The organism is Enterobacter cloacae complex sp. P43RS, assembly GCF_014930585.1.
Classification (GTDB): domain Bacteria; phylum Pseudomonadota; class Gammaproteobacteria; order Enterobacterales; family Enterobacteriaceae; genus Enterobacter; species Enterobacter bugandensis.
Genome location: NZ_JADBRJ010000006.1, coordinates 76,101 through 101,443, shown reverse-complemented (window position 1 = coordinate 101,443; position 25,343 = coordinate 76,101). Strand labels below are relative to the sequence as shown.

The 25,343-nt window shown below is 55.0% G+C and carries 24 protein-coding genes; 11 read left to right on the top strand and 13 right to left on the bottom strand.

Annotation, left to right across the window (positions count from 1 at the left end; genetic code table 11):
* The first annotated feature begins 285 nt into the window (after positions 1–285).
* From IM294_RS14040 to selB, 5 genes are all read left to right on the top strand, one after another.
* A complete protein-coding gene (locus IM294_RS14040) occupies positions 286–642 on the top strand; it encodes a DUF3302 domain-containing protein (protein WP_126818403.1) in 357 nt (118 codons plus the stop codon).
* Between the two features lie 2 nt (positions 643–644).
* Positions 645–1,781, top strand: coding sequence for an HlyD family secretion protein (locus IM294_RS14035; RefSeq protein WP_028015049.1), 1,137 nt, complete (start codon positions 645–647; stop codon positions 1,779–1,781).
* 90 nt (positions 1,782–1,871) lie between these two features.
* Entirely contained in the window at positions 1,872–2,480 is a 609-nt protein-coding gene (locus tag IM294_RS14030) for a glutathione S-transferase (protein ID WP_126818404.1), read from the top strand.
* A gap of 103 nt (positions 2,481–2,583) precedes the next feature.
* Entirely contained in the window at positions 2,584–3,969 is a 1,386-nt protein-coding gene (selA, locus tag IM294_RS14025) for an L-seryl-tRNA(Sec) selenium transferase (protein WP_126818405.1), read from the top strand.
* Positions 3,966–5,804 carry a selenocysteine-specific translation elongation factor gene (selB, locus tag IM294_RS14020; protein ID WP_126818406.1) on the top strand — a complete coding sequence of 613 codons (1,839 nt, stop codon included), beginning with the start codon at positions 3,966–3,968 and terminating at the stop codon, positions 5,802–5,804. Before selA ends, selB begins: the two co-directional genes overlap by 4 nt.
* A 3-nt stretch (positions 5,805–5,807) precedes the next feature.
* Here the strand turns inward: selB and IM294_RS14015 are convergent, their stop codons facing one another.
* Complete coding sequence (locus IM294_RS14015) at positions 5,808–6,692, bottom strand: ROK family protein (RefSeq protein WP_028015053.1); 885 nt, start codon at positions 6,690–6,692, stop codon at positions 5,808–5,810.
* A 165-nt stretch (positions 6,693–6,857) separates the two neighbouring features.
* Between IM294_RS14015 and aldB the strand changes: the two genes are divergently transcribed.
* Positions 6,858–8,396 carry an aldehyde dehydrogenase AldB gene (gene aldB, locus IM294_RS14010; protein WP_041911639.1) on the top strand — a complete coding sequence of 513 codons (1,539 nt, stop codon included), beginning with the start codon at positions 6,858–6,860 and terminating at the stop codon, positions 8,394–8,396.
* Here the strand turns inward: aldB and IM294_RS14005 are convergent.
* Complete coding sequence (locus IM294_RS14005) at positions 8,393–9,358, bottom strand: LysR family transcriptional regulator (protein WP_069733341.1); 966 nt, start codon at positions 9,356–9,358, stop codon at positions 8,393–8,395. The two genes, aldB and IM294_RS14005, sit on opposite strands and share 4 nt — an antisense overlap.
* Before the next feature lie 117 nt (positions 9,359–9,475).
* On the opposite strand from IM294_RS14005, the gene IM294_RS14000 reads away from it, so the two are divergent.
* The 3 genes from IM294_RS14000 to IM294_RS13990 all read left to right on the top strand — a co-directional run bounded on the left by IM294_RS14000 (position 9,476) and on the right by IM294_RS13990 (position 11,033).
* Entirely contained in the window at positions 9,476–10,216 is a 741-nt protein-coding gene (locus tag IM294_RS14000) for a MipA/OmpV family protein (protein ID WP_060572006.1), read from the top strand.
* A 209-nt stretch (positions 10,217–10,425) separates the two neighbouring features.
* On the top strand, positions 10,426–10,611 hold the full coding sequence (locus tag IM294_RS13995; RefSeq protein WP_041911637.1) for a type II toxin-antitoxin system HicA family toxin: 186 nt from the start codon (positions 10,426–10,428) through the stop codon (positions 10,609–10,611).
* Between the two features lie 14 nt (positions 10,612–10,625).
* The gene (locus IM294_RS13990; RefSeq protein WP_060572007.1) at positions 10,626–11,033 is read left to right on the top strand and encodes a type II toxin-antitoxin system HicB family antitoxin; all 408 of its coding nucleotides are present in this window, start codon (positions 10,626–10,628) and stop codon (positions 11,031–11,033) included.
* Between the two features lie 3 nt (positions 11,034–11,036).
* On the opposite strand, the gene IM294_RS13985 is transcribed toward IM294_RS13990, so the two are convergent.
* The 3 genes from IM294_RS13985 to IM294_RS13975 all read right to left on the bottom strand — a co-directional run bounded on the left by IM294_RS13985 (position 11,037) and on the right by IM294_RS13975 (position 15,679).
* On the bottom strand, positions 11,037–12,113 hold the full coding sequence (locus IM294_RS13985) for a type I restriction endonuclease (protein WP_060572008.1): 1,077 nt from the start codon (positions 12,111–12,113) through the stop codon (positions 11,037–11,039).
* A 205-nt stretch (positions 12,114–12,318) separates the two neighbouring features.
* Positions 12,319–14,268: a glycoside hydrolase family 127 protein gene (locus tag IM294_RS13980; RefSeq protein WP_126818407.1), complete on the bottom strand. Its 1,950-nt coding sequence runs from the start codon at positions 14,266–14,268 to the stop codon at positions 12,319–12,321.
* A 10-nt stretch (positions 14,269–14,278) separates the two neighbouring features.
* Entirely contained in the window at positions 14,279–15,679 is a 1,401-nt protein-coding gene (locus IM294_RS13975; RefSeq protein ID WP_045260038.1) for an MFS transporter, read from the bottom strand.
* A gap of 225 nt (positions 15,680–15,904) precedes the next feature.
* Here IM294_RS13975 and IM294_RS13970 point away from each other — a divergent pair, with 225 nt between their 5' ends.
* Positions 15,905–16,723 carry an AraC family transcriptional regulator gene (locus tag IM294_RS13970; RefSeq protein ID WP_126818408.1) on the top strand — a complete coding sequence of 273 codons (819 nt, stop codon included), beginning with the start codon at positions 15,905–15,907 and terminating at the stop codon, positions 16,721–16,723.
* Here the strand turns inward: IM294_RS13970 and araD are convergent, their stop codons facing one another.
* The 8 genes from araD to yiaK all read right to left on the bottom strand — a co-directional run bounded on the left by araD (position 16,724) and on the right by yiaK (position 24,299).
* Positions 16,724–17,419, bottom strand: a complete 696-nt coding sequence (gene araD, locus IM294_RS13965; protein ID WP_126818409.1) for an L-ribulose-5-phosphate 4-epimerase — start codon at positions 17,417–17,419, stop codon at positions 16,724–16,726.
* Entirely contained in the window at positions 17,413–18,273 is an 861-nt protein-coding gene (locus IM294_RS13960; RefSeq protein WP_049137184.1) for an L-ribulose-5-phosphate 3-epimerase, read from the bottom strand. Before IM294_RS13960 ends, araD begins: the two co-directional genes overlap by 7 nt.
* Before the next feature lie 2 nt (positions 18,274–18,275).
* Positions 18,276–18,929 (bottom strand): 3-keto-L-gulonate-6-phosphate decarboxylase UlaD, encoded by a 654-nt coding sequence (gene ulaD / locus IM294_RS13955; protein ID WP_126818410.1) that lies wholly within the window; start codon positions 18,927–18,929, stop codon positions 18,276–18,278.
* Positions 18,926–20,431, bottom strand: coding sequence for an FGGY-family carbohydrate kinase (locus tag IM294_RS13950; RefSeq protein WP_126818411.1), 1,506 nt, complete (start codon positions 20,429–20,431; stop codon positions 18,926–18,928). The genes ulaD and IM294_RS13950 overlap by 4 nt, the downstream gene beginning before the upstream one ends.
* Positions 20,432–20,507: 76 nt before the next feature.
* Positions 20,508–21,827: an MFS transporter gene (locus tag IM294_RS13945; RefSeq protein WP_041911629.1), complete on the bottom strand. Its 1,320-nt coding sequence runs from the start codon at positions 21,825–21,827 to the stop codon at positions 20,508–20,510.
* A gap of 42 nt (positions 21,828–21,869) precedes the next feature.
* The gene (locus IM294_RS13940) at positions 21,870–22,796 is read right to left on the bottom strand and encodes a DUF4862 family protein (RefSeq protein WP_045260032.1); all 927 of its coding nucleotides are present in this window, start codon (positions 22,794–22,796) and stop codon (positions 21,870–21,872) included.
* Between the two features lie 26 nt (positions 22,797–22,822).
* The gene (locus IM294_RS13935; protein ID WP_045630272.1) at positions 22,823–23,290 is read right to left on the bottom strand and encodes a YhcH/YjgK/YiaL family protein; all 468 of its coding nucleotides are present in this window, start codon (positions 23,288–23,290) and stop codon (positions 22,823–22,825) included.
* A gap of 10 nt (positions 23,291–23,300) precedes the next feature.
* Positions 23,301–24,299: a 3-dehydro-L-gulonate 2-dehydrogenase gene (gene yiaK, locus IM294_RS13930; RefSeq protein ID WP_041911626.1), complete on the bottom strand. Its 999-nt coding sequence runs from the start codon at positions 24,297–24,299 to the stop codon at positions 23,301–23,303.
* 224 nt (positions 24,300–24,523) lie between these two features.
* Between yiaK and yiaJ the strand changes: the two genes are divergently transcribed.
* Positions 24,524–25,342, top strand: coding sequence for an IclR family transcriptional regulator YiaJ (yiaJ, locus tag IM294_RS13925; protein WP_041911625.1), 819 nt, complete (start codon positions 24,524–24,526; stop codon positions 25,340–25,342).
* Position 25,343 lies beyond the last annotated feature (1 nt).

Genomic DNA, 25,343 nt, shown 5'->3' with positions numbered 1-25,343 from the left:
TCGGCGTCAGGACGGCCTCGAGTAACACGGAAAGCTAATAAAACAGTTTTCATATGTAGTATGGCGGAAAGTTGAAACCTGAATTACGCTCATAATGTAAGGTTGAGTATATTATTATTCAGGATATATTTTGACACGCTTATAAACTTGCGTGGAGATATTATAAAAACCGATACTCCCCGGCTCTGAAATAATCAGCGTGCCTTTTAAATTTAAAAATAAATTAATTAGGCTGCGTGCTGTTTTATTAATGTAATGAGTTGACGTTGTTTAAGTGAGGAGACTATGTTTCTCAACTATTTCGCGCTGGGCGTGTTGATTTTTGTATTTCTGGTTCTTTTTTACGGAATCATCGCCATCCATGACATCCCCTATAATATGGCTAAAAAGCGTAATCATCCCCATGCCGATGCTATTCATACGGCAGGTTGGATAAGCCTGTTTACGCTCCATGCCATCTGGCCGTTCCTGTGGATTTGGGCCACGTTGTATCGCGAAGATCGCGGCTGGGGCATGCAGAACCACATTATTAAGCCTGATGAGGTTCCGGGGATGGATGCGCTGGCCAAACGCGTGGCCGAGTTAGAACACAAGCTGGCAGCGGTTCAGCCCTCTGATGATAAAAACACGCTGGAGCGCTAATCATGGATCTGTTGATTATTCTGACCTATGTGGCATTTGCCTGGGCAATCTTTAAAATATTCCGTATTCCGGTAAATCAGTGGACGCTTGCTACCGCGACGTTAGGCGGGGTGTTTATTGTTGCCGGACTCATTCTGCTAATGAACTATAACCATCCGTATACCTTTACGGCGCAAAAAGCGGTAATTTCCATTCCGATTACGCCGCAGGTCACGGGGGTGGTTACTGAAGTGACCGATAAAAATAACCAGCTCATTAAAAAAGGCGAAGTGTTATTTAAACTGGATCCGGGCCGCTATCAGGCGCGCGTCGACAGACTGAAGGCGGACCTGGTGACCGCGACGCACAATATCGACACTCTGAAAGCGCAGCTTTCGGAAGCGGTTGCCAATACGACACGCGTCTCCGCTGAGCGCGATCGACTCTATAAAGATTATCAGCGCTACCTCAAAGGCAGCCAGGCGAAGGTGAATCCGTTCTCTGAAAGCGATATTGATAACGCGCGGCAGAACTATCTGGCGCAGGATGCCATGGTGAAAGGCTCCGTTGCTGAACAGACGCAGATTCAAAGCCAGCTGGACAGCATGGTGAACGGCGAGCAGTCGCAGATTGCCTCGTTACGCGCCCAGCTTGCTGAAGCGAAATACAACCTCGATCAGACCGTGGTGCGCGCGCCGAGCAATGGCTATATCACCCAGGTGCTGATTCGTCCGGGAACCTATGCCGCCGCGCTGCCGCTGCGCCCGGTGATGGTCTTCATTCCTGAACAGAAGCGCCAGATTGTGGCCCAGTTCCGTCAGAACTCGCTGCTGCGTCTGAAGCCGGGCGATGAAGCGGAAGTGGTATTTAACGCGCTGCCGGGCCAGGTGTTCACCGGTAAGCTCACCAGCGTTCTGCCGGTAGTGCCCGGCGGGTCGTATCAGGCGCAGGGTGCCTTGCAGGCACTGACCGTTGCGCCGGGGACGGATGGGGTACAGGCACTGATTGAACTGGAGCCTAACGCCGACGTCGATGCTTTGCCGGACGGTATTTATGCCCAGGTGGCGGTCTATTCGGATCATTTCGCCCACGTCTCGGTGATGCGTAAAGTGCTGCTGCGTATGACCAGCTGGATGCACTACCTCTATCTCGATCACTAATCCTTCCGGGGCGGGAATGCGACACGCATATCTGCCCTTTTTTCATCGCTTGATCCATACTGACTTTTTCCCGGCATCAAGGATCAGGCAATGAAACTCATCGGTAGCTACACCAGTCCCTTCGTGCGAAAAATCTCGATTCTCCTGCTGGAGAAAGGGATTGAATTTGAATTCGTTAATGAACAGCCCTACAACGCCGAAAACGGCGTCGCGCAGTATAACCCGCTGGGGAAAGTTCCGGCGCTGGTGACGGACGAGGGCGACTACTGGTTCGATTCCCCCATTATTGCGGAGTATATCGAACAGCTGGGCATTGCCCCGGCAATGCTGCCGTCTGACCCTAAAGCGGCGCTGGCGGTGAAGCAAATTGAAGCCCTGGCCGACGGCATTATGGATGCAGCACTCACCTCCGTTCGCGAGCAGGCAAGGCCCGCCGCCCAGCAGTCAGAAAGCGAGCTGCTGCGCCAGCGGGAAAAAATCAGCCGCAGTCTGGATATGTGCGAAAAGCTTATCCGGGAGGGCAAGATCCACACCGACAGCCTGGACCTGGCAACCATCGCCATCGCCTGCGCCATCGGCTATCTCAACTTCCGTCGGGTGTCCCCTGGCTGGTGCGTTGACCGTCCGCTGCTGGTGAAACTCGCAGAAACGCTCTTTAGCCGCGAGAGCTTTGCCCGCACCGAACCGCCAAAGGCTTGACGCGGGTTATAACACTTCGGCGTCGGAGGCGGTACAATCCCTCAACATGTTAACTCCCTCTCCCGTCGGGAGGGGGGAAGATATTTACTCGCCAGGCGCTTTCATGACTACTCATCATTCGCTGTACAGCCAGATCCCCGCGACCGACCGACTTCTTCGCGAGCCCCGCATTCACGCTGCCGTTGAGCGCTTCGGCCATACCGCGACGGTGGAGATGTTACGTCTGCTTCAGGATGAAGCCCGAGGCCATATCCAGGCCGAAAACGCCTTGCCCGACTGGTGTGCAGCGTGGGAGCAGGAAGTTGAGCATCGGCTGGGTGAGAAGGCGCAAAGCGCGTTACGCCCGGTGGTCAACCTGACGGGGACCGTGCTGCACACCAACCTGGGACGCGCCCAGCAGGCGGAAGAGGCGGTGGCTGCGGTCGTGCAGGCCATGCGCTCGCCGGTGACGCTGGAGTACGATCTGGACGGCGCCGGGCGCGGGCATCGCGATCGCGCGCTGGCGGATCTGCTCTGCCAGCTAACCGGTGCGGAAGATGCCTGCATTGTGAATAACAACGCGGCGGCGGTGCTGCTGATGCTGGCGGCGACCGCGAGCGGCAGAGAGGTGGTGGTGTCCCGCGGCGAGCTGGTGGAGATTGGCGGAGCGTTTCGCATCCCGGACGTGATGCGCCAGGCGGGCTGCACGCTGCATGAAGTGGGTACGACTAACCGTACCCATGCGAAAGATTATCGCGCGGCGGTGAATGAAAACACCGCCCTGCTGATGAAGGTCCACACCAGCAATTATCATATTGAAGGCTTCACCAAAACGGTTGAAGAGGCCGAGCTGGCGGCGATTGGGCGCGAGCTGAATATTCCGGTGATTGCCGATCTCGGCAGCGGTTCGCTGGTGGATCTCAGCCAGTACGGGCTGCCTAAAGAGCCGATGCCGCAAGAGATGATTGCGGCGGGCGTGAGCCTGGTCAGCTTTTCCGGCGACAAACTGCTGGGCGGGCCGCAGGCCGGAATTATCGTCGGCAAGCGCGAGCTGATTGCGCAGCTGCAGCAGCACCCGCTCAAGCGCGCCCTGCGCGCCGATAAAATGACCCTTGCCGCGCTGGACGCGACGCTGCGCCTCTATCTCCACCCGGAGAAACTGGCTGACCGCCTGCCCACGCTGCGTCTGTTAAGCCGGGATGCCGCCTCGATTCGCGGCCAGGCCGAACGGCTGCTGCCGCGCGTTGCCCCGCACTACCCCGATTTTGACGTTCGCATTGAGCCCTGTCAGTCGCAAATTGGCAGCGGTTCGCTGCCGGTGGACAGGCTGCCGAGTCAAGCGCTCACCTTCACCCCGCGTGACGGGCGCGGTAGCCGCCTTGAGGCCCTGTCGTTGCGCTGGCGTAGCCTGCCGACGCCGGTTATCGGACGGATTTACGACGGCCGCATGTGGCTGGATCTGCGCTGCCTTGAAGATGAAGAGCGATTTCTGGAGATGTTGTTGAAATGATTATTGCCACCGCCGGTCACGTCGACCACGGAAAAACCACGTTACTGCAGGCAATTACCGGCATAAATGCCGATCGTCTGCCGGAAGAGAAAAAGCGCGGCATGACCATCGATCTGGGCTATGCCTACTGGCCCCAGCCCGATGGCCGCGTGCTGGGCTTTATTGATGTTCCGGGGCATGAAAAATTTCTTTCCAACATGCTGGCGGGCGTGGGGGGCATCGATCATGCCCTGCTTGTGGTGGCCTGCGATGACGGCGTGATGGCGCAAACCCGTGAGCATCTGGCGATCCTCCAGCTGACAGGCAACCCGCAGCTGACCGTGGCGCTGACGAAAGCCGATCGCGTTGACGACGCGCGCGTCAACGAGGTGCGCGAAGCGGTGCAGGCGACCTTACGGGAATATGGTTTTGCCGATGCACCGCTTTTTGTCACCGTAGCGACAGAAGGGCGCGGTATCGGCGAACTTCGCCACCATTTGCAGCAGCTTTTGTCGCGAGACCACGCCAGCCATCACCGCTTCCGTCTGGCGATTGACCGGGCGTTTACCGTCAAAGGTGCGGGGCTGGTGGTCACCGGTACGGCGTTAAGCGGTGAAGTGAAGGTGGGCGATAGCCTCTGGCTGACGGGCGTTAATAAACCGATGCGCGTGCGCGGCTTACATGCGCAAAATCAGCCTGCGGAGCACGCCCACGCCGGGCAGCGGATCGCGCTCAACATTGCCGGGGATGCGGAAAAAGAGCAGCTTAACCGCGGCGACTGGCTGCTGGCCGACGCCCCGCCGGAGCCGTCTGAACGCGTCATCGTCTCCCTGCAGACAAACGTCCCGCTGACCCAATGGCAGCCGCTGCATATTCACCACGCGGCCAGCCATATCACCGGGCGCGTGTCCCTGCTGGAAAACGATCTTGCCGAACTGGTTTTTGATTCGCCGCTCTGGCTGGCGGATAACGACCGTCTGGTACTGCGGGACATTTCCGCACGGGAAACGCTGGCCGGGGCGCGGGTAGTGACGCTGAACCCGCCGCGACGCGGCAAGCGTAAGCCTGAATACCTGCAATGGCTGGCTGCGCTTGCACAGGCTCAGGATGATAACGCCGCGCTGCGGGTGCATCTTGAGCGCGGGGCCGTGAGCCTGAGTGATTTTGCATGGGCACGCCAGCTGAGCGGCGAAGGATTGCATCAGCTGACCCAACAGCCGGGCTTTATTCAGGCCGGCAACAGCCTGCTCGATGCGCCGGTTGCGGCAAACTGGCAGCGTAAGATCCTGAACACGCTCGCCACTTACCATGAACAGCATCAGGATGAACCCGGTCCTGGTCGCGAGCGCCTGCGACGCATGGCGCTGCCGATGGAAGACGATGCGCTGGTGCTGCTGCTGATTGAAAACATGCGCGAAAGCGGGGTGATTAAAAGCCATCACGGCTGGCTGCATCTGCCGGATCACAAAGCCGGGTTCACCGCAGAGCAGGAGGCAATCTGGCAAAAAGTGGCCTCGCTGTTTGGCGATGAACCCTGGTGGGTTCGCGATCTGGCGCGTGAAACGAACACCGACGAGCAGGTAATGCGCCAGGTATTGCGCCATGCGGCGCAGCAGGGGCTGATAGTCGCGATCGTGAAAGATCGTTATTACCGTAACGATCGCATTGTGGCGTTTGCTAACCTGATCCGCGAACTGGATCAGGCGCGCGGCTCCACCTGCGCAGCCGATTTCCGCGACCGGCTGAACGTTGGCCGCAAGCTGGCGATCCAGATCCTGGAATATTTCAACCGCATCGGTTTTACGCGTCGCCGGGGTAATGACCATCTGCTTCGCGACGCGCAGCTGTTCCCCTGAGCGCTACGTGCGGCGGGAGAGTTTCTGCTTAGCCAGCCATACCGCGCCCAGCCTCCCCGCCTGGTTACCCAGCTCGCAGGGCAGAATGGGCACCTTGAGCGCCTCCCACTCCTCGAATCGCTGCAGGTACTTATCGAGCAGGAGATAGATTTTCTCCTGCTCGCTTACCCCGCCGCCAATCAGCACTGCCTGTGGATCGAACATCGAGATTACGCTGTAAACGCCGCGCGAGAGGCAATGGGCCCACTCCTCAATGGCCTCACGCAGATGCACGTCGCTCTCCATGCGTTTAAACAGCTCCTCGCCGTCAGGCATCTCTTCTTCTGATACGGCCAGCGCGCGACGACAGGCTTTCATCAGGCCGCTGGCCGACGCCACGTCATGCATGGGTTCGCCGTTATTACCCACGGGCAGCACGCCAAATTCGCCGGCGCGGTAATGCGACCCGCGATAAAGATCGCCTTCCATCACAATCCCGCCACCGATGCCCGTGCCGATGGTGATGCAGACGAAATGCTCGTAGTCCTTACCCGCGCCCTGCCAGCGCTCGCCCAGCGCCGCACAGTTGGCGTCGTTTTCCACGGTGACGGGAAGATCGGTCAGACCGGCGAAGAGTTCGCACAGGTTTTCGCCGTCGAGATAGTCGAGCGCGCCCGCTTTTGCCGCTTCGCCGCTGTGGTGGTTAATATGGCCGGGAAAGCTCACGCCGATGCCGACGATGTCGTGTTCGTCCTGATACGCTTCAACTACCGCTTTCCACTTCTTTTTGAAGGTGTTTTTATCCTCAGGAGTATCGTACTCGTCCGTCGTCAGCTCCTTGCCATTTTCATCAATCACGCCGTGTTTGATGTGGGTTCCGCCTACGTCAAAACCGATAAACAGCTGCATCGCATCGTTCCTCATGAGCCCTTGAGCTGTTAAGTATGGCTCAGTGGCAGAAACGAAACGTAAAGTACGGTAATCCGTGATACGGCTCGTAAACCCGTCACCCACTGGCGAGAAAACCGCCAGCCGGGACTACCCTTGTTGTACACCAACAGCAAGGAGACGGTCATGACAAACAATCCTCCCTCTTCGCGTATCCAGCCCGGCGAGTATGGTTTTCCCCTCAAGCTGAAGCCCCGTTATGACAATTTTATCGGCGGCGACTGGGTGGCCCCCGTCGACGGCGAATACTATTCCAACCTGACGCCCGTTACCGGCCAGCCGCTGTGCGAGATTGCCAGTTCCGGCAAGCGGGATATCGATCTGGCGCTGGATGCAGCGCACAAAGCGAAAGATAAATGGGGCCATACCTCCGTTCAGGAGCGCGCGGCCATTTTGTTCAAAATCGCCGACCGGATGGAGCAGAACCTGGAGCTGCTGGCGACGGCGGAAACCTGGGATAACGGCAAGCCGATCCGGGAAACGATGGCGGCAGACGTGCCGCTGGCTATCGACCACTTCCGCTATTTTGCCTCCTGTATTCGCGCGCAGGAGGGCGGAATAAGCGAGGTAGATAGCGACACCGTGGCGTACCACTTCCACGAGCCGCTGGGGGTCGTCGGGCAAATTATTCCGTGGAACTTCCCGCTGCTGATGGCGAGCTGGAAAATGGCACCCGCGCTGGCCGCCGGGAACTGCATTGTGCTTAAACCGGCGCGTTTAACCCCGCTCTCTGTCCTGCTGCTGATGGAAATTGTTGCCGATCTTCTGCCGCCGGGGGTGATTAACGTGGTGAACGGCGCGGGCGGTGAGATAGGGGAATATCTGGCCACCTCAAAACGGATTGCTAAAGTGGCGTTTACCGGGTCGACGGAAGTGGGCCAGCAGATTATGCAGTACGCCACGCAAAACATCATTCCGGTGACCCTGGAGCTGGGCGGGAAGTCCCCGAACATCTTCTTCGCGGACGTGATGGAGGAAGAGGACGCTTTCTTCGACAAGGCGCTGGAAGGGTTTGCGCTGTTTGCCTTTAACCAGGGCGAAGTCTGCACCTGCCCAAGCCGCGCGCTGGTGCAGGAGTCCATCTACGAGCGCTTTATGGAGCGGGCCATTCGCCGCGTCGAGTCTATCCGCAGCGGTAACCCGCTCGATAATGTTACGCAGATGGGGGCGCAGGTCTCGCATGGCCAGCTGGAGACTATCCTCAACTACATCGATATCGGCAAGAAGGAAGGGGCGGATATCCTGACCGGCGGTCGCCGTAAGGTGCTCGGCGGAGATCTGCAGGAAGGGTATTACCTTGAGCCGACGATCCTGTTCGGGCAGAACAACATGCGCGTCTTCCAGGAGGAGATTTTCGGACCGGTGCTGGCGGTGACTACCTTCAAAACGATGGAGGAGGCGCTGGAGATTGCCAACGACACGCCGTATGGCCTGGGGGCGGGAGTCTGGAGCCGTAACGGTAATCTGGCCTATAAAATGGGCAGGGGTATACAGGCCGGGCGCGTATGGACCAACTGCTACCACGCCTATCCGGCTCACGCGGCATTTGGCGGGTATAAGCAATCGGGCATCGGGCGTGAAACGCACAAGATGATGCTGGAGCATTATCAGCAGACGAAATGTCTGCTTGTCAGTTACTCCGATAAACCGCTGGGGCTATTCTAACCACCCAGTTCAGGCCGTCCATGGACGGCCTGAGCAATTTGCTGGCGCAGGCAGTTGAGGACACCATCCAGAACATATTGTACGCGCCAGGGCTGATATTCGCGCTTGCGGAAGATGGCGGTCAGATCGAGCCACCACTCTTCCTGATGCGGGAAACAGGGGACCAGCGTGCCTTGCGTTAATTCTTTCTTCAGGCTTTCTTTCGGCGCGAACACAATGCCAAGATTATTTCTTGCCAGCTCCAGTGCCGTCTGGGTATTGTCGCAAATATAGTTTCCGGTTACCCGATAATCATGCACATCATCACTGCCATGCATGCGAAAACGCCAGATGTTGGCATCATCGACCAGCATGGAGTCGATCAGAATACAGGAGTGATTACTTAAATCTTCAGGTCCGGTTAAAGGATGTTTATTTAAATATTCCTGGGTTGCGAATGCAGTGACGGAATATTTTGCTAACACGCTGGCGACCAGACTTTCATCTTTTGGCTGAGCATAGGTAATTAAAATATCACAGTCATCCGGGAAGGACACACCTTCTGAATATTCGTTGCGGTCCAGGTTGTAGGTTTTCAGGGAAATGCGAATGTCCCCGATGTCCTTTATCTGGTGGATCACGTGGCGCGCGAGATAGGTCACAATGCCCGTTGGGGCGTAAATCGTGACTTTTCCACGCTTTTCATGCTTATAATCGGCAATGAAATTAATAAGTTGTGTGTTTTTGTCCAGCGTGGCGTCGACATAGGGGAGCAACGCCTCACCGAACTGCGTCAGAGCGAGCTGGCGGGTCGTGCGCTCAAAAACCTTAAGCCCAACCCGCGTTTCAAAATCCGAGAGATATTTACTGACGTTGGCCTGCGCCATGCCCAGCAGGGCGGCGGCATCACCAATGCTGTGGGTGGCTGCGATGACGGAGATTATTTTTAACTCGCGTGGCTTTAGCTGTAATTTATTCATCATGCGCACCCATCTATATGGTTTTATATATAATATTATATAAACTGCAGCGTTGCACCGGCAAATTTGTAACCATTATTATTCGCCCCGCTTATTTGGCGTATAAATGGATTACTTCACATGACTATTAAATACAATTTACTGATTGCTGCCACGTTATTTGCAACCTCTTCTGCAATGGCCGGTGATTTTTCACTTGGCGCGGGGGCCGTATTTAATGAGTCTCCTTATAAAGGCTATAACGAAAATACCACCGCGGTGCCGTTAATTAGCTATGAGAGCGATCGCTTCTATGTTCGCCAGACCACGGGCGGATGGATCCTTTGGAAAGACGCAAAAAATGAACTCAGCCTGACCGCATCCTGGATGCCGCTGCATTTTGATCCGGATGATAACGACGACCACCAGATGAAGCAGCTTGATGAGCGTAAAGCCTCTGCGTTCCTCGGCGGTGCGTACTACCGCCACGAAAGCTGGGGTTCTCTGAAAGTGGCGGTTTCAGGCGATGCCACGGATGAAAGCGGCGGCGTGGTGGGCGAGGTATCCTACTTCCGTCCAATCAGGATGGAGCGTTTGACCCTGACGCCTTCTGTCGGTGTTTTTTACAGCGACGAGAGCTATAACGACTACTACTACGGCGTATCCGGCAGCGAGTCACGCCGCTCAGGTCTGGATCAATACACCGCCGGCGACAGCTGGACGCCCTACGTTGGTCTGGTAGCTAAATATCAGTTAACCCAGAAGCTGTACCTCAACGCCAGCGCGGTCTACACCGTGTTGCCTGATGACGTGAAGAACAGCCCGATGATCGACCGCGATGATAGCTTCGCTCTAATGACCGGCCTGACCTGGCGCTTCTGATGGGGTAAAGCCGGGCGACGGTGTTGCCTTGCCCGGCCTACGATCTTGCCTGCATTTTTATCTGCAATACAACGTATTCCTTTTTCATTTCTCGATGCTTCTTCCTGTTCCGCCAAAACACGGCTGCACTGATGTTCCTTATGCGCTAATGTGATTCGACCCGATAGCAATGGTGTGTATCATGTGTATAATCATGGAAGGACTGGGATGTGAAAAGTGCGGATGTCATTACCGTTCTGATCGGCCACGGCTGGAAATGTGTCAGAACGAAAGGAAGCCATCATCAGTTTCGCCATCCCGAACAGAAAGGGCTGGTTACTGTCCCACATCCTAAGAAGGATATTAAACCGGGCACGCTCGCGCAGATATGGCGGCAGGCGGGAATTAAACACTGATATCAGGAGTAGTTATGTTTTATCCGGCTTACATTCATTCTGACACCGACGGTAGCGCCAGCGGCTTTTTTCCTGACGTTCCAGGCTGTTTTTTTGCAGGTGATTCCCTGGACGACGCTTTTCAGGATGCACGTGAGGCGCTCACCGCGCACTTCGAAGAGCTGTTTGAAATGGATGAAGCATTGCCTCTTCCGGGGAATGTCGAAGTGCACCTTGAAAATCACCCTGACGACTTCACGGGCGGGCAATGGTTGCTGGTGGATATTAATATGAAGCAGTTTGACGGCAGAGCCGAGCGTATCAACATCACGATGCCTCGACGTTTGCTGGTAAAGATTGATTCCTTTGTTAGCGAGCATCCTCAGTTCGGTAATCGAAGCGCATTTCTGGCTGAGGCAGCACGTCGCGTGCTGCCTGGGTAAAAATTAATTATATAGAGCCGCTGTTGCTTTAAGGATATCTGCAAAGGAATAGATATCATCGACTGTCGATATAGGGTGACGTGTTTCGTTTTTTTCTATGTCGAAAAGTCCGATGTATTTTTGCGTACGATTAAAATGCAATCGGCATATTGGTTTGCGGTTGTTATCATCCACAAGAATGCCAAAATAGCTTTTGGTATCTCTGTGAGTGATACGTGGTGCCTCTAGTACTGCTCTGGTAATTGCTTTAACAATATGATATCCCTCAAGTTCCTCTAGCGTTGTTATCACATCGCTTTCATCTTTATGGTCATCTTCTTCAATATGCGATGGCTCATTTGATGTTTCGGTAATCGCTGGGGTTATACCCGTAATGGCAGACTTAAGTCGCTCATTAACTTGATCATTTATGTACTGACTTGCAGCCTTTTTAGTTAAATTTAAAAATGAATCTCTGACTTTTTGCGTCAGAATTCCATCATAAACCCTGGATGCAAAAAATTTCACAAAATCATCTTCGGGATTATTAAGCTGAGAGTGAAGGATTTTTTTGATTTGGCTAACATATTTTAACTCACCAGCAGCATTGATAATTGATTCGAGATCAAATGAAGATTTAGTTAGTTTCTTTAATTCAGGTATTATATTTTCGTCAATATCAAGTAGATCGACTTCCAAAAATGGTTTTTCGTCCATTTTGTTTGGTGCGTCAAGGTCAGTGAAAAATTTATAATTTTGACCATTGGTAAGAATTGAAATCCTTGCGTTTGTTACGTGAAAATATCTGAATAACTGCGACGCATGATTTATATTTAATGGTTCGCCAATTTTTTTACATTCAATAAGTATTTGTACGTCATTGTTTTTCATTATGGCGTAATCGATTTTTTCTCCTTTTTTTGTGCCAATATCACAGACAAATTCAGGTGTTACCTCTGAAGGATCAAAAACATCGTAGCCCAGGACATTATGAATGAATGGCATTACAAATGCAGTTTTTGTTCCTTCTTCAGTATTTATTACATCAATTTGTTGTTTTATTTTATTTGATAAGGCATTTAATCTTTCAGTGAATTCCATGGGATATCCTTATTTTTAGCTGTGTGTCTTTATGGAATAACACTAAAATGTGTACTAGACAATGGTATGCTGAGATGATGGACACCAAAAAAACAATACCGAGGGTTAGATCACATTGTCTTTCGATTGATAATAAATCACAGAGCTCGGCATCACCGAGCTCGATAAAAATATTATATATTATGAAAATTAGTATTACCCTTATTTATGCTTCATCCACCCATATCCGCATTTCCCCTTCTCCCCGGTTAGCCCAGCTAAACCACGGAATAAAGGTCAACGTCCGGGGCTGGCGCTGTACCGGCGAGCGGTCGTACTGCCACAGTGCATCCGTTTCCTTCATGTGACACCCAATCCCTTCTGTCTGTATCAGCATCTTATGCGCGAAAATGCCTTTGCCTTCATATACCCGGAACTCGCTATCTCGGGGCAAGGAGAGGTTATGCAGGTTGGCGCCGTTATCAGCTTCTTCCAGGCAGTAAACCAGCGGCCCGCGCTGTAGCGCGACTTTACCCGCCTGCTGGCGCACCTGAGGGTTACCGTACACGCGGCGGACCGGCATCGGTAGCGTCAGGGTCAGGGTGTCGCCTTCCTGCCAGCGGCGGTTGAGGTAGAGGTATCCGCGTGACACTTCACCGGTAATGGCTTCGCCATTCAGCGAAACGGCAGGCTCCGCGCACCAGTCCGGCAGCCTGAGTGCCAGCGTGTGGGTGACCGGAACCGGCGAGGTGATTTCGATCTTCACCTGCTCCTGCCACGGATAGTTACCGCTAATGCGCAGCTGTAGGGCGTTATCGCCCACCGGAATGGCGACGTCGTTCCCCACGTACAGGTTTATCAGCAGCGCATCCGGGCGAACGGTATAAATGTAGTGCCCCAGCGAGGTCAGCACGCGGGCGATATTCGGCGGGCAGCAGGCGCAGCCGAACCAGCGCTGACGCACCGGCTTCACGTGGTCATAGATATGGTTAAAGGCCAGCGTTTTCGGATGCACTTCCAGTGGATTGACATAAAAGAAATGCTTACCGTCCAGCGCCATCCCGCCCAGCACCGTGTTGTACAGCGCGCGCTCCATCACGTCGGCGTAGTGGCCGTCTGCCTCCATCTCCAGCATCCGGCGGGCGAACATCATCAGGCCGATTGAGGCGCAGCTTTCGGCGTACACCGTATCGTTGGGCAGATCGTAATCGCTGCTGAACGCCTCGCCGCTGCTCTGCGAGCCAATCCCGCCGGTGATATACAGCTGGCGCTGCGCCATGTTGCTCCACAGCCGCAGACAGTCCCGGCGTTTCCCCTCATCGTTGCTCAGGCGCGCCAGATGCGCCATGCCCGCCATCAGATAGACGAAACGCACGGCATGGCCGATGGCCGTTTGTTGTTCCGCAAGGGGCAGATGCGCCTGGCTGTAGGCTTTGTCCTTGACCATCCACGCCGGACCATAGGTGTTCCAGTAAGATGTTTTGCCGCGCTTCTCGTATTCGCTATCGTAGAAGTGAGGCTGCGCGCCGCGTTCTTCGATAAAGTATTTCACCAGATTGAGATAACGCGGCTCCTGCGTGACGTCGTACAGCCTCATCAGCGCCAGCTCGATTTCCGGGTGACCAGGGTAACCGTGTAGCTGTGTTTCTCCCGGGCCAAACACGCTGTCGATATGGTCCGCCAGCCTGCACACCACGTCCAGTAGGCGACGTTTTCCGGTTCCCTGGAAATACGCCACGCCCGCTTCAATCATATGCCCGGCGCAGTACAGCTCGTGGCATTCGGCCAGATTCGTCCAGCGTTCCTCGGGGGCTTTTACCGTAAAGTAGGTGTTGAGGTAGCCATCTTCACACTGCGCCGCCGCGACCAGCTCAATCACCTCGTCGGCGGTTTTTTCCAGTGCTGCATCCGGCTTCTGGCACAGCGACCACGCCACGGCTTCGAGCCATTTCGCCACGTCGCTGTCCTGAAACACCATCCCGTAAAACTCCCCCTGTTCCAGCCCGGCCGCGATGCGGAAGTTAGCGATGGCGTGGCTGGGTTCGGCCTCCGCCACGCGGTCGTTAAGCGCATCCCACTGGTAAGGGATCACCACGTCACGGACCAGCCGTTGATATTGCCCGAGAAACGGATCGTTGATTTTCAGCTGGTGCAGGTCGGGTTCCATTATGGACATAGCGTTCTCCTCAGGACGGTACGTGACGCTGGCGCAGGTCGGTGGAAATGCGCGACATCATTGGGTTATTAAGCCTGCACCAGCGGATAGTGACCGCCAGCAGCAGGTGGAAAAGGGCAGGCAGCAGCGTCTCCATGGCGGTGATGCCCTGCAGTGAGGCTGGCGTCTGGTTGCCCGCGCCTGGCTGATAGGCCACGGCAATAAACACCAGGCTGATAATCCCGGCGCTGGATGCCCACGCAAGCTTGATGAAAAACAGGTTGAAGGCGAAGTTCATGCCCGACGAACGCACGCCGGTTTTCCACTCGCCGTAGTCATCGGCAAAAGCCATTAGCGAGAAGTGCAGCGGCAGGGTGAAGCCCAGGATCACGCCGTTGCTTAAAATGACGATCAGCCATAGCGTCTGGTGCGCCGGGCCACCCGGCAGAAACCACATGCCCACCGCAAGCGCAGCGAGCACCAGGTTGGTGTAGTAGTAGAGTTTGACGGTATCAATACGGCGCGACAGCGGGCTGACGATCACCGCGCCCAGAATAGCGGCAAAGGTCACCATGGTGAAAAACAGCGAGGTGTACGCCGTGCTGCCCTGAAGCACGTAGGTGATAAAGTACATATATCCACCGCCGCGAATGTTGAAGACGTTGATCAGCAGAAACGACATCAACAACATCAGCAGCAGCTGATCGTTTTTACGCAGGCCCGCCAGGTGCTCGCGCAGGGTGAATTTGCCCATCAACGCCAGCGGAACGCGTTCACGAACCCAGAAGAAGCAGCACAAGAACATCACCACGGCGATAGCGCACAGCACGCCAACGCCCAGTTGATAACCCTTCGCGGCATCGCCCTGACCCAGCTCCGCTACCAGCCACGGCAGGCCAACGGAGACCAGAAAGCCCGCCACGCCGCACAACACAAAGCGCCAGGACTGGCAGGCGATCACCTCGTTGTGGCGGGTGGTCATGGTGTTGATCAGCGCGCAGTAGGGCACGTTGATGGCGGTATAGCCCACGGATAACAGCAAATAGGTGCCGAACGCCCAGGCGATTTTCACGCCCATGCTGGCTTCCGGAACGGTGAAGGTCATTACGCCGATAATGCCTATCGGGACGGCGACCCACAGCTGCCAGGGACGAAATCGGCCCCAGCGGCTCTGCGTGCGGTCAGCAATGACGCCCATCACCGGATCGGAAATGGCGTCAAACACGCGAAGGGCAATAAACAGCGTGCCCACCAGCGCAGGGGTGAGACCAAATACATCGGTATAGAAAAAGGTCAGAAAGTTCATGATCAGGCAGGTAATCACCGTGCCGCCCGCATCGCCCAGGCCGTAGCCCATTTTCTCGCGGACGGACAGCCGGTCATCGACTTTCTGTTTTGCAGCGTCTGCGTCTGTAATCGGTGTGGAAGTCATGAAGTAACTCCTCGGAGATCGAATTTATTATCGTATTTATGCTGGGTACCTCTTTATTCTGCATCGAACGGGAAGGCCAACAAGGGAAGGGAAAAGTATAAAAAGGTGACGATTCCGACCTGATGATAAAAATGTGATTCCGATCGGACAGATATTTTAATATTGATTAATAATCAACGGGTAAGTCGAATATTAACGACAATAAAAGCGGAATGGTGAATATCCATGCTCGAATTATCCATAGCGCTTCCGGTTAAGGTTCAAAATGGCGGGCTATTTATCTCCCGCGGAGTGGGCCGCCACCCTGCGCGAAAATTAACATCGTGGGAGATTATTTTTGTCGAAAAAGGGACTTTAACGATCCAGGAAGAAAATCATGTTTTTGATGTCAATGCGGGAGAGAGTTTATTGCTCTGGCCGCAGCGTCGGCATGTGGGCGTGGAGGATTTCCCGGCGGACCTGCGCTTTTACTGGCTGCATTTTGAGGTGGAGCCGCAAGATCCAACGTTACCCAACGCTGCTCCTCTGGCAATAGAACAACACTGCCGCGTAAGGGATGCGGAATATGTGATTGCGCTCTTTCGTCAATTCCTCAGCGAGCAGGAGAAATTACGGCGTAGCGTGGCGCTGGAGATGATTTTATTATTGATTTTACAGCAGGTGTCGAACTCTTCAGGATATGAAGACAGCGCAGATCAGGCCGGCGCGGCGATGGCATGGAAGGCAAAACAGCTTATTCGCACGCAGTTTCATTTACCGATATCCACCTCGCAGCTGGCAAAAGCGTTGCACTGTAATGCAGATTATCTCGGGCGCGTCTTTCGCCGGACTTTCCATTTAACCCTGACGGAGGCGATACATCGCCAGCGCGTCAGGGCGGCGGAAAAACTCCTGCTCAACGACGCTGCGTCATTAACCGAGGTCGCAGCGCGCTGCGGCTTTAACGACGTGGGATATTTCCGACAGATATTTTCGAAGCATACCGGGTTAACCCCCGCCGTCTGGAAACGGCGGTACTGTAAAGAGCATATTAATTCCGGTTGATTACTGCCCGTAATAGGCGTTCGCCCCGTGCTTGCGCAGATAATGCTTGTCCAGCAGCGCCTGCTGCATAGCCGGTAACTGTGGTGCGAGCTGGCGTGAGAACAGGCCCATATAGGCGCACTCTTCCAGCACGACGGCATTGTGGACCGCATCGGCAGCGTCTTTGCCCCAGGCGAACGGGCCGTGGGAGTGAACCAGTACCGCCGGGACCTGCATTGGGCTGAGATCGCGCCCCTCGAAGGTTTTAATGATCACTTCGCCCGTCTGGTATTCGTATTCCCCGGCAATTTCTGCCGTGGTCATCAGCCGCGTGCAGGGGATCGCTCCGTAGAAATAGTCTGCGTGCGTCGTGCCCCAGGCGGGTAAATCCTGTCCCGCCTGCGACCAGATGGTGGCGTGGCGGGAATGGGTATGTACGATGCCGCCAATCTCCGGATAACGGCGATACAGTGCCAGATGGGTTGGTGTGTCAGAGGAGGGTTTTTTACTGCCTTCGACCACCAGGCCGGTGGCAATGTTCACCACCACCATATCCTCCGCCGTCATCACGTCGTACTCCACGCCGGACGGCTTGATGACCATCATGCCGCTTTCGCGATCTATTGCGCTGACGTTGCCCCAGGTAAAGGTCACCAGCTGGTGGGCTGGCAGCGCCAGGTTTGCCGCCAGTACCTCGGTTTTCAGTTGTTCTAACATGTCATGCCTCCTTCCTGCATACGGGCTTCAATCCAGCGGCGTGCCTGGATAATCTCCAGCACCGGCTCTTTGGCTTTTTCGGTCCACATTTCAATCAGAAACGCGCCGCGATAGTTCAGCTTATTCAGCGTGTTAAACACGCCGACAAAATCGACGCAGCCATCGCCAAACGGTACATCGCGGAACTGTCCGGGGCTTTGCGCGGTAACGGGTTGGGTATCTTTCAGGTGAATAGCCGCAATGCGGTCAATGCCCAGCGTCAGCTCGGCGGTAACGTCGTTACCCCACGCGCTCAGGTTGCCAACGTCCGGGTAAACGCTGAACCACGGCGAGGCGAGCATACTGTCCCACTTTTTCCACTTGCTGATGGAATTCATAAATGCGGTATCCATGATCTCGACCGCCAGCATCACCTGTGCGGCGGCGGCCTGCTCGACGGCCCATGCCAGCCCTTCGGTAAAACGTTGTTGAGTACCTTCATCGTGCTCTTCGTAATAGACGTCATAACCCGCAAGCTGAATGGTGCGAATACCTAAGTCGCGTGCCAGCCTGATGGCTTTGGTCATGATCTCACGGGCGCGCTGGCGCACCGTTTCGTCGCGGCTGCCGAACGGGAAGCGACGGTGGGCAGACAAGCACATAGATGGGATAGACACCCCGGTTTCCAGCATCGCCTCAACCAGAGAGGCGCGCTGCGTGGTACTCCACTCAAGGCGCGATAAACGCTCGTCGGTTTCATCAACCGACATCTCAACGAAATCGAATCCGCAGCTCTTCGCCAGTACCAGGCGTTCCGGCCAGGAGAGATCTTTCGGCAGCGCTTTTTCATAAATACCTAACGGATGCTGACGCATGGTTACGCTCCCCAGATATCGCGGATTTGCGAATGGAATGCCTGTGCCACCTGCGGCGGATTATCCGCGCCCGCCAGCGCGCGCCCGGCGATAAACGCTTTGACGTTGATTTGCTTAAACAGGGGGAGATCGGCAGGCGTGATGCCGCCGGTAATCGAAAGCTGTAAACCGATATCTGAGAGGGCTTTCATTCTGGCGAGATCCGTCTCACCCCACTGCTGACCGCTGGCCTGCGCGTCTCTTCCCCGGTGGTATATCGCCTGTTTTACGCCGATACGTTGCCATGCGCGCGCGTCGTCCAGCGTCCAGTTACCAAAGAGCTCTATCTGGATTTCTCCTCCGCAGCGCAGTGCCACCTCGTGGCCTCGCTCAACGGTCGCCAGCGGAGCGGCGCAGATAATGGTCATCCAGTTCGCGCCCGCGCCAAACGCCTGTTCTGCCAGCGTCTCTCCGGCATCGGCCACTTTCCAGTCCGCCACGATAATTTTCTCCGGGCACTGTTTGCGCAGCGCGCGGACGGCGCTTAGTCCTTCGGTCAGACATAAAAGGGTACCGGCTTCGACGATATCGACGTAATCCACAAGCAGGGCAACATCGCGCTGCGCGGCCTGAAGTGAGGTGTGATCGAGCGCCAGCTGCAGTAATGGTCGGCTCATAGGTCGTGCTCCTTAACCTGGGCGTGATAGCCCTGTAATGCTGAAATCAGTAACTGATAGCGGTGATATTTGCGTTGATAGGCCGCATGGGCGTTCATGTCGGGTTCAATCACCCGGATGTCATGTTTAAGGGCGCGTTGCGCCGTGTGGAAATCGGGATAGATGCCTGTACCGACCAGTGCGGCCAGCGCGGCACCGGAACAGCCAGTCTCTTCTACTTGGGGTAATTGAATTGTCAGACCGCTGACGTCCGCAAGCATCTGCATCCACACGTCCGAATGGGCCGGGCCACCCGTGACGCGCAGTGCCTGCACCTCGGTAAAGCGCTCAAGCATGCGGTTAAGATGGGTCATGTGGCTGAATACCACGCCTTCGTAAACCGCCTGCAGCAGGTGCGCGCGGGTGTGTAGCGCCTGCATGCCGTAGAAACCGCTGGTCATCTCCAGACCCGCGTTGCTGCCGTAGAGGAAGGGCAGGAAAATCAGATCGCTTCCGGCTTTTGGCAGACCGGCGACGGCATGGTTGATTTCATCGAATGACATATCGCCCCACTGCGCGGTTAGCCACTCAAGATTGCCGGAGGAAGTCGGGCTGGCTTCGTGAACGATGTACTGCTGCGGATGAACGTAGCGGCCATAGACGTAGGGGAACGGCTCGCTGTCGCGGATGCCAAGCGCAATCCCGCTGGTGACGGCCCAGGTGCCCATTACGGCATTCAACGTGTGTTCGTCGTGTAGCCCGGCGCAGATCGCGGTGGAAACCACGTCAAACAGTCCACCAACGACGGGCGTACCCGCCGCGAGACCGGTCAGTGCGGCTGCCTGAGCGGTGATTTCCCCGCAAATTTCTGCTGAACCGACAATCGGCGGCAGGGCGCCGTCAATTTCGCTGATACCGAGCCAGCGTGTGAGCTGTGGGTCGTACTGGCCGGTATTCATATTGTAGAGATTGGACTCCGAAATGTTGCTCTCTTCGCAGGCTTTGGTGCCGGTGAGGCACCAGCGAAGATAATCGTGCGCCATCATCACGCAGCCAATTTTCTCGAAGCGCTGAGGCTCATTCTCTTTTACCCAGCGCAGAAGCGAGGCCGGATGCCCGGTCCACAGCGTCTGGCGCGTATGCGGATAGAGTTTTTCTGGAATGCCGTCCTGCTGCCAGCGTTGCACAATCTCCAGCGCCCGCCGGTCAGAAGAGAGCATGGCGTTGCCCAGGGGCCGATCCTGTTTATCGAGTAGAAACAGTCCTTTGCCCTGAGCAGAAATGCCGACGCCTTTGATCTGCTCTCCGTCTACGCCTGAATGTTTGAGCAGCGTGGCGACGGTAGCGTGGCAGTGCTGCCAGAGCTGGTGCATATCCCGCTCCGCATAGCCTGCGCGTGGGCTGAGCGTGGCCACTGAGCGACGTTCGATACACATTTCCTTTCCCTGGCGGTTGTATAACCCGGCTTTCAGATAAGTACCGCCACAATCGATACCCAGCCAGAAGGGCTCTTTTTCACTCATCTTCATCTCACTTATTCGCCGGGTGGCGCTTCGCTTACCCGGCCTACGGTTCGGTTTAGTGGGTTGGGTGAGGGCATCAGGCCGCACGTTTATGCGGATTCACCGTGGGATTGGGTTCTGCTCCGGCATCACATTTCGCTGGTAACAGCAGTGCCAGCAGCGCAGCCAGTGCCAGAGAAATCGCCAGGCAGTAAACTCCCGCGTCTTTGCTGTACAGCGTTATCAGTACGCCTACCGCATAAGGGCCGCAGAATCCGCCGAGGTTACCAAGCGCATTGATCACACCGCGCGCACCGCCTGCCATTTCGGCGCTAAACAGACGTGCAGGAATCGTCCAGAACACCCCAGCGGCGGACTGCAGGAAGAATCCGCAGCCGACCAACGCGGCATAGGCCAGCCAGGTGTTTGCCTTCAGCGCCACGGAGAGGAACATGCAAAGTGCGAAGCCAATCAGCGGCAGGGAGACAAACAGCTTGCGCTTGCCGGTGCGGTCAGAAAGCGTAGAGAACAGGAACATCCCCGCAATGGCACCGATGTAAGGCAGAATGGCGAGCACCCCGACCTGGCCGATGCTGGTGTGCGTCAACTCTTTCAGGATGGTGGGCAGCCAAAGGGTATAACCGTAAATCCCGGTCTGGTAGAAGAAGTTCAGGGCGATTAATTGCCACATGGTTTTATCGGAAAGCACGGCGCTCAATGAGGCATTTTTCACCTCTTTTCCGGCGATGGCCTGCTGTTCAGCGGCCAGCGTTTGCACCAGATAGTTTTTCTCGGCCTCTGAGATCCAGCGGGCTTCCTGCGGACGGTCGTAAACGGTGAACGCCCACAGCACCAGCACCACTATGGACATCAAACCTTCAATGATAAAAAGCCAGCGCCAGTCGAGCGCGGTGATAATCCAGCCAGAAAGTGGCGCGGTGATGATCCCGGCAATCGGCACGAACATGATCACAATCGCGTTGGCGCGGCCACGTTCGGCATCCGGGAACCAGTTGCTTATCATCGTTAACACAACGGGCAGCATCCCGCCTTCCGCCACGCCGAGTAAGAAGCGCAGCACCAGCAACTGATACTGGTTGGTGACAATACCGGTCAGGACTGAGATGACTGCCCAGGCGACCAGGGACCAACCGATAAACTTCTTGCCGCTACCATGAACAGCAATCTTGCCGCCCGGAACCTGCAGGAACAGATAGCCGATAAAGAAGATCCCGCCTGCCAGGCCTGCCATGGTGGCGGAAATACCCAGTTCTTCATCCATACCTCCGGGCATCGCAAAGGCGATATTTACGCGGTCCATGTAAGAAATAATGCAGGCGATAAGAATAGGTGGAATGATTCTTAGCCAGCGCTGGCGCGGAATATCCGCATGTAGAGCATTCGTTGAAATATTCATAGTTAATGTCTCTGTGAATGTAATCGGAATATGTTTTTATTTTTATTGTGTCGCTTTATTCATAGCGCTTATGCCGTCACGCAAAATGGCGATGCGATGGCTGACATCAGCATTAGCATTTATTTCCAGTAATTTAATACCGGAGAATTTCAATGTTGCGGCGCTCGCCGCAGTAAAGAGTGATGTAGCCTGTTCAGTCGTCATTAAACTGTCGGCACAGAACGAAGAAAACGGCGCGTGCAGATCCTGCCACTCGCCATATTCGCCGCGTGTGGTGGTGCCAGAGAACATCAGCGCGCCCAATTTTCCGGCTTTACATGCGGCCTGAACGTGTTCAAGCGGAACGGTGGAATTACGGCCTTCAATGGCCGACCGTGCCCAGTTGATGCAGACGCTGATGTCGGTTCCGTTTACCACCTCCAGCACCTGTTCTAAGGGTAAAAAACCTTTACGCGGTGCAGGTCCGGTCATGGCATCGCAGTGTTCCAGCACCAGATCGCAGGACCAGTTCCAGCTCACAATTTCGCGGATTGAGCGGGAGAATGCCTCAGTGGCCTGTTCGACGGATGCGTTCCCGGCCTGCGGCGCCGCCTGCATCTCCAGGGCTATGACTTTTCCCGGAAAACGCACATTTACAGCGTCAATTTTCTGGTGCAGATGCCGGTAAAATTCAACGCATGCTTTACGTTGTTCTTCGTCTGCTGATGCCAGACCAAATGCGCCGTTCGTGCCACGACGGCGCATGGTTTCCATCACCGCCGTGACCACGATTTGCCACTCGTCCGGCGTATGACGGAACAGCCACTCGTCACCGAAAGGATGAAGGTTTTCCAGGCAAGGTTGTTCCAGCCCGCGTATGTACGGTGTGTCGGAAAGTTCCCGCCAGAAGGATTGTTCTTCTTGTTCCCCTTTCTGGTGAAACGAGGGTGCGCAGGGGTACGCACCAATAATAAAACCGGTGTTGGTCATTTCGCGTTCCTGTATTCGTCAGAAAATTACAATAATTCGCTAATTGCCACTTTCACCACAATTTTACGAATTACCGTTTCCTTGTTTTTAATACAGGCAGGACGATGAACATCCTGCGGGAAAAATATGGCATAACTGCCAGGTACCATTTCTATAAACGACTCATTTTCGCTGTCGTGATAAAAAATAATATCTCGCTGTTCCAGTAATGATTCGCTTATTTTGTTATTGCCGGTATCAATAGCGATACCGATTTTCTCTTCACCCCAGGCCAGAAACTGAATATCCAGATAGCGGCGGTGCACTTCAGGACGGTTTTCGTGTTGTTCCTTTGTGGTGAGGTCGAGCACCTGGGCAAAAATAGTGCGGCCTTCAATTTCCACCACGCCTGGCTCCAGGGTGGTGAAATCCGTGGTGCGCAGAAAATGAAGCGCTTTTTCAATCGCCAGCGGCAGGCGACACGGATTGGGCTGCGAAATATGTCCGAATATCATCATCCCCTCCTCACAGAGACTGGATTTTCGCCCATACGCTGTCGTCAATGGTTATGCCGTTGCGACGGTTCTCTTCCTGCAGACGCGTGAATTCATGTCCCGGCAAACGAACGGCAACATTTTCATCAGCGCGTTCGGCGGTAGTGATGAAGTCCATGATGCGTTGCAGTTTGGCATCGCGGGTTGGCCCGTCGATCAGGCGATCCACTTCAATAGCGATAAAGATCTGCGATACGCCATATTCGTCGCTGTTGTCCTGGGTCACTTCTGCGACGGAAGAGCCGTTAGAGAGCAGGGTAGCGATCATGTCGAGCACGATGGATAAGCCTGAACCTTTCCAGTAGCCCATCGGCAGAATACGGCGGTTTTTCTCAATCACGCCAGGCTCCCGGGTGAGATTGCCCTCGTCGTCAAAGCCGCCATCTACAGGCAACTCGCGCCCGGCCAGGCGGTTCACTTCCAGCATGCCGTAGGAGAACATCGACATCGACATGTCGACCATGGTGATAGGATTCGACGGGATAGCGACGATCAGCGGGTTTGTGCCGATGCAGCATTCTTTTGATCCCCACGCAGGCATTACTGCAATGGAGTTGGTCCAGCAAATTCCAATGTAACCTTTCTCAGCCGCCTGCCAGCCGTAACTGCCGCCGCGCATCCAGTGGTTGGCGTTACGCAGCGCCACCAGGCCGATACCGTGGTCGGATGCCAGTTCGGTGGCGCGATCCATCATCTTTTTCGCCGTCAGGTTGCCGATGGAGCGTCGGGCATCCCACTGTTCGATGGCACCCAATGAGGTCACCCGTTGTGGCTGGGCGTCAGGGATGATGTCGCCCGCATCCAGTTGCTGAATAAAACGCGGGAAGCGGTTTACGCCATGCGAGTAGACACCGGACTCGGTGGTGCGGGCAAACATCTCCGCGCAGGCATCGGCAGTCTCCACTTTTATGCCGCGATCGAGCAGAACCCGATTGAACGCCGCTTTCAACTCTTCGAAGGTCACTTTCATCCCTGTTCTCCTGTTTTTTAGGGGCAAGTGCGAACGCTTTTTTATCGTTAAATTTCACTATGCGAAATCTGATTTCAAATATAGCGATCAATTTTTATCAGATCAACGACATTCACGTTTTTCAAAAATCATTAAAATCAACTGGTTGTGTTTTTTCTGTTGAGATCGTGAACTAAACCACACTTTGCGCTACCATCAGGAGCGCGATAAAAAGGAGCGATTTGATGAGCATGAAAGAGAGCGAAATAACGCAGGAAAAAGAGAGGCCAGCAGGCAGCCAGAGCCTGTTTCGCGGCCTGATGCTGATTGAGATCCTCAGCAACTACCCGAACGGGTGTCCGCTTGCGCATTTATCGGAACTGGCAGGTTTGAATAAGAGCACCGTCCACCGGTTACTCCAGGGTCTGCAGTCGTGCGGGTACGTTACCCCGGCGCCAGCGGCGGGCAGCTATCGTTTGACCACTAAATTCATTGCTGTCGGGCAAAAGGCGCTGTCATCGCTCAACATTATTCACGTGGCGGCCCCGCATCTTGAGGCGCTGAACATTGCCACTGGCGAAACGGTGAACTTTTCCAGTCGGGAAGATGACCACGCGATCCTAATTTATAAGCTCGAGCCGACAACCGGCATGCTGCGTACGCGTGCTTACATCGGCCAGCATATGCCGCTCTATTGTTCTGCAATGGGCAAGATCTATATGGCCTTTGGTCATCAGGATTACGTGGCCAGCTACTGGCAAAGCCATCAGGAACAGATTCAACCGCTGACGCGCAATACCATCACTGAACTGAGTGCTATGTACGATGAGCTGGCGGAAATTCGCGATCGCAGCATGGCAATGGATAAAGAAGAGAACGAGCTGGGTGTCTCCTGTATCGCCGTGCCGGTGTTTGATATTCATGGTCGCGTGCCGTATGCGATCTCCATTTCGCTGTCGACGTCCCGCATGAAGCAGGTTGGCGAGAAAAACCTGCTCAAGCCTCTGCGCGAAACGGCAGAGGCGATATCAAAAGAGCTGGGTTTTAACGTGCGTGAGGGGTAGC

Excerpts from the sequence above, each read along its gene's own strand:
- araD (WP_126818409.1), bottom strand. The coding sequence starts at position 17,419 with ATGTTAGAACAACTGAAAACCGAGGTACTGGCGGCAAACCTGGCGCTG.
- IM294_RS13985 (WP_060572008.1), bottom strand. The coding sequence starts at position 12,113 with ATGGAATTCACTGAAAGATTAAATGCCTTATCAAATAAAATAAAACAA.
- yiaJ (WP_041911625.1), top strand. The coding sequence starts at position 24,524 with ATGAGCATGAAAGAGAGCGAAATAACGCAGGAAAAAGAGAGGCCAGCA.
- ulaD (WP_126818410.1), bottom strand. The coding sequence starts at position 18,929 with ATGAGCCGACCATTACTGCAGCTGGCGCTCGATCACACCTCACTTCAG.
- IM294_RS14030 (WP_126818404.1), top strand. The coding sequence starts at position 1,872 with ATGAAACTCATCGGTAGCTACACCAGTCCCTTCGTGCGAAAAATCTCG.
- IM294_RS13950 (WP_126818411.1), bottom strand. The coding sequence starts at position 20,431 with ATGAGTGAAAAAGAGCCCTTCTGGCTGGGTATCGATTGTGGCGGTACT.
- IM294_RS14015 (WP_028015053.1), bottom strand. The coding sequence starts at position 6,692 with ATGCAGCTGTTTATCGGTTTTGACGTAGGCGGAACCCACATCAAACAC.
- IM294_RS13940 (WP_045260032.1), bottom strand. The coding sequence starts at position 22,796 with ATGACCAACACCGGTTTTATTATTGGTGCGTACCCCTGCGCACCCTCG.
- IM294_RS14000 (WP_060572006.1), top strand. The coding sequence starts at position 9,476 with ATGACTATTAAATACAATTTACTGATTGCTGCCACGTTATTTGCAACC.
- selA (WP_126818405.1), top strand. The coding sequence starts at position 2,584 with ATGACTACTCATCATTCGCTGTACAGCCAGATCCCCGCGACCGACCGA.
- IM294_RS13960 (WP_049137184.1), bottom strand. The coding sequence starts at position 18,273 with ATGCGTCAGCATCCGTTAGGTATTTATGAAAAAGCGCTGCCGAAAGAT.
- IM294_RS13970 (WP_126818408.1), top strand. The coding sequence starts at position 15,905 with ATGCTCGAATTATCCATAGCGCTTCCGGTTAAGGTTCAAAATGGCGGG.
- IM294_RS13945 (WP_041911629.1), bottom strand. The coding sequence starts at position 21,827 with ATGAATATTTCAACGAATGCTCTACATGCGGATATTCCGCGCCAGCGC.
- IM294_RS14040 (WP_126818403.1), top strand. The coding sequence starts at position 286 with ATGTTTCTCAACTATTTCGCGCTGGGCGTGTTGATTTTTGTATTTCTG.
- IM294_RS13980 (WP_126818407.1), bottom strand. The coding sequence starts at position 14,268 with ATGTCCATAATGGAACCCGACCTGCACCAGCTGAAAATCAACGATCCG.
- IM294_RS13990 (WP_060572007.1), top strand. The coding sequence starts at position 10,626 with ATGTTTTATCCGGCTTACATTCATTCTGACACCGACGGTAGCGCCAGC.
- aldB (WP_041911639.1), top strand. The coding sequence starts at position 6,858 with ATGACAAACAATCCTCCCTCTTCGCGTATCCAGCCCGGCGAGTATGGT.
- yiaK (WP_041911626.1), bottom strand. The coding sequence starts at position 24,299 with ATGAAAGTGACCTTCGAAGAGTTGAAAGCGGCGTTCAATCGGGTTCTG.
- IM294_RS14035 (WP_028015049.1), top strand. The coding sequence starts at position 645 with ATGGATCTGTTGATTATTCTGACCTATGTGGCATTTGCCTGGGCAATC.
- IM294_RS13975 (WP_045260038.1), bottom strand. The coding sequence starts at position 15,679 with ATGACTTCCACACCGATTACAGACGCAGACGCTGCAAAACAGAAAGTC.
- IM294_RS13935 (WP_045630272.1), bottom strand. The coding sequence starts at position 23,290 with ATGATATTCGGACATATTTCGCAGCCCAATCCGTGTCGCCTGCCGCTG.
- IM294_RS14005 (WP_069733341.1), bottom strand. The coding sequence starts at position 9,358 with ATGATGAATAAATTACAGCTAAAGCCACGCGAGTTAAAAATAATCTCC.
- selB (WP_126818406.1), top strand. The coding sequence starts at position 3,966 with ATGATTATTGCCACCGCCGGTCACGTCGACCACGGAAAAACCACGTTA.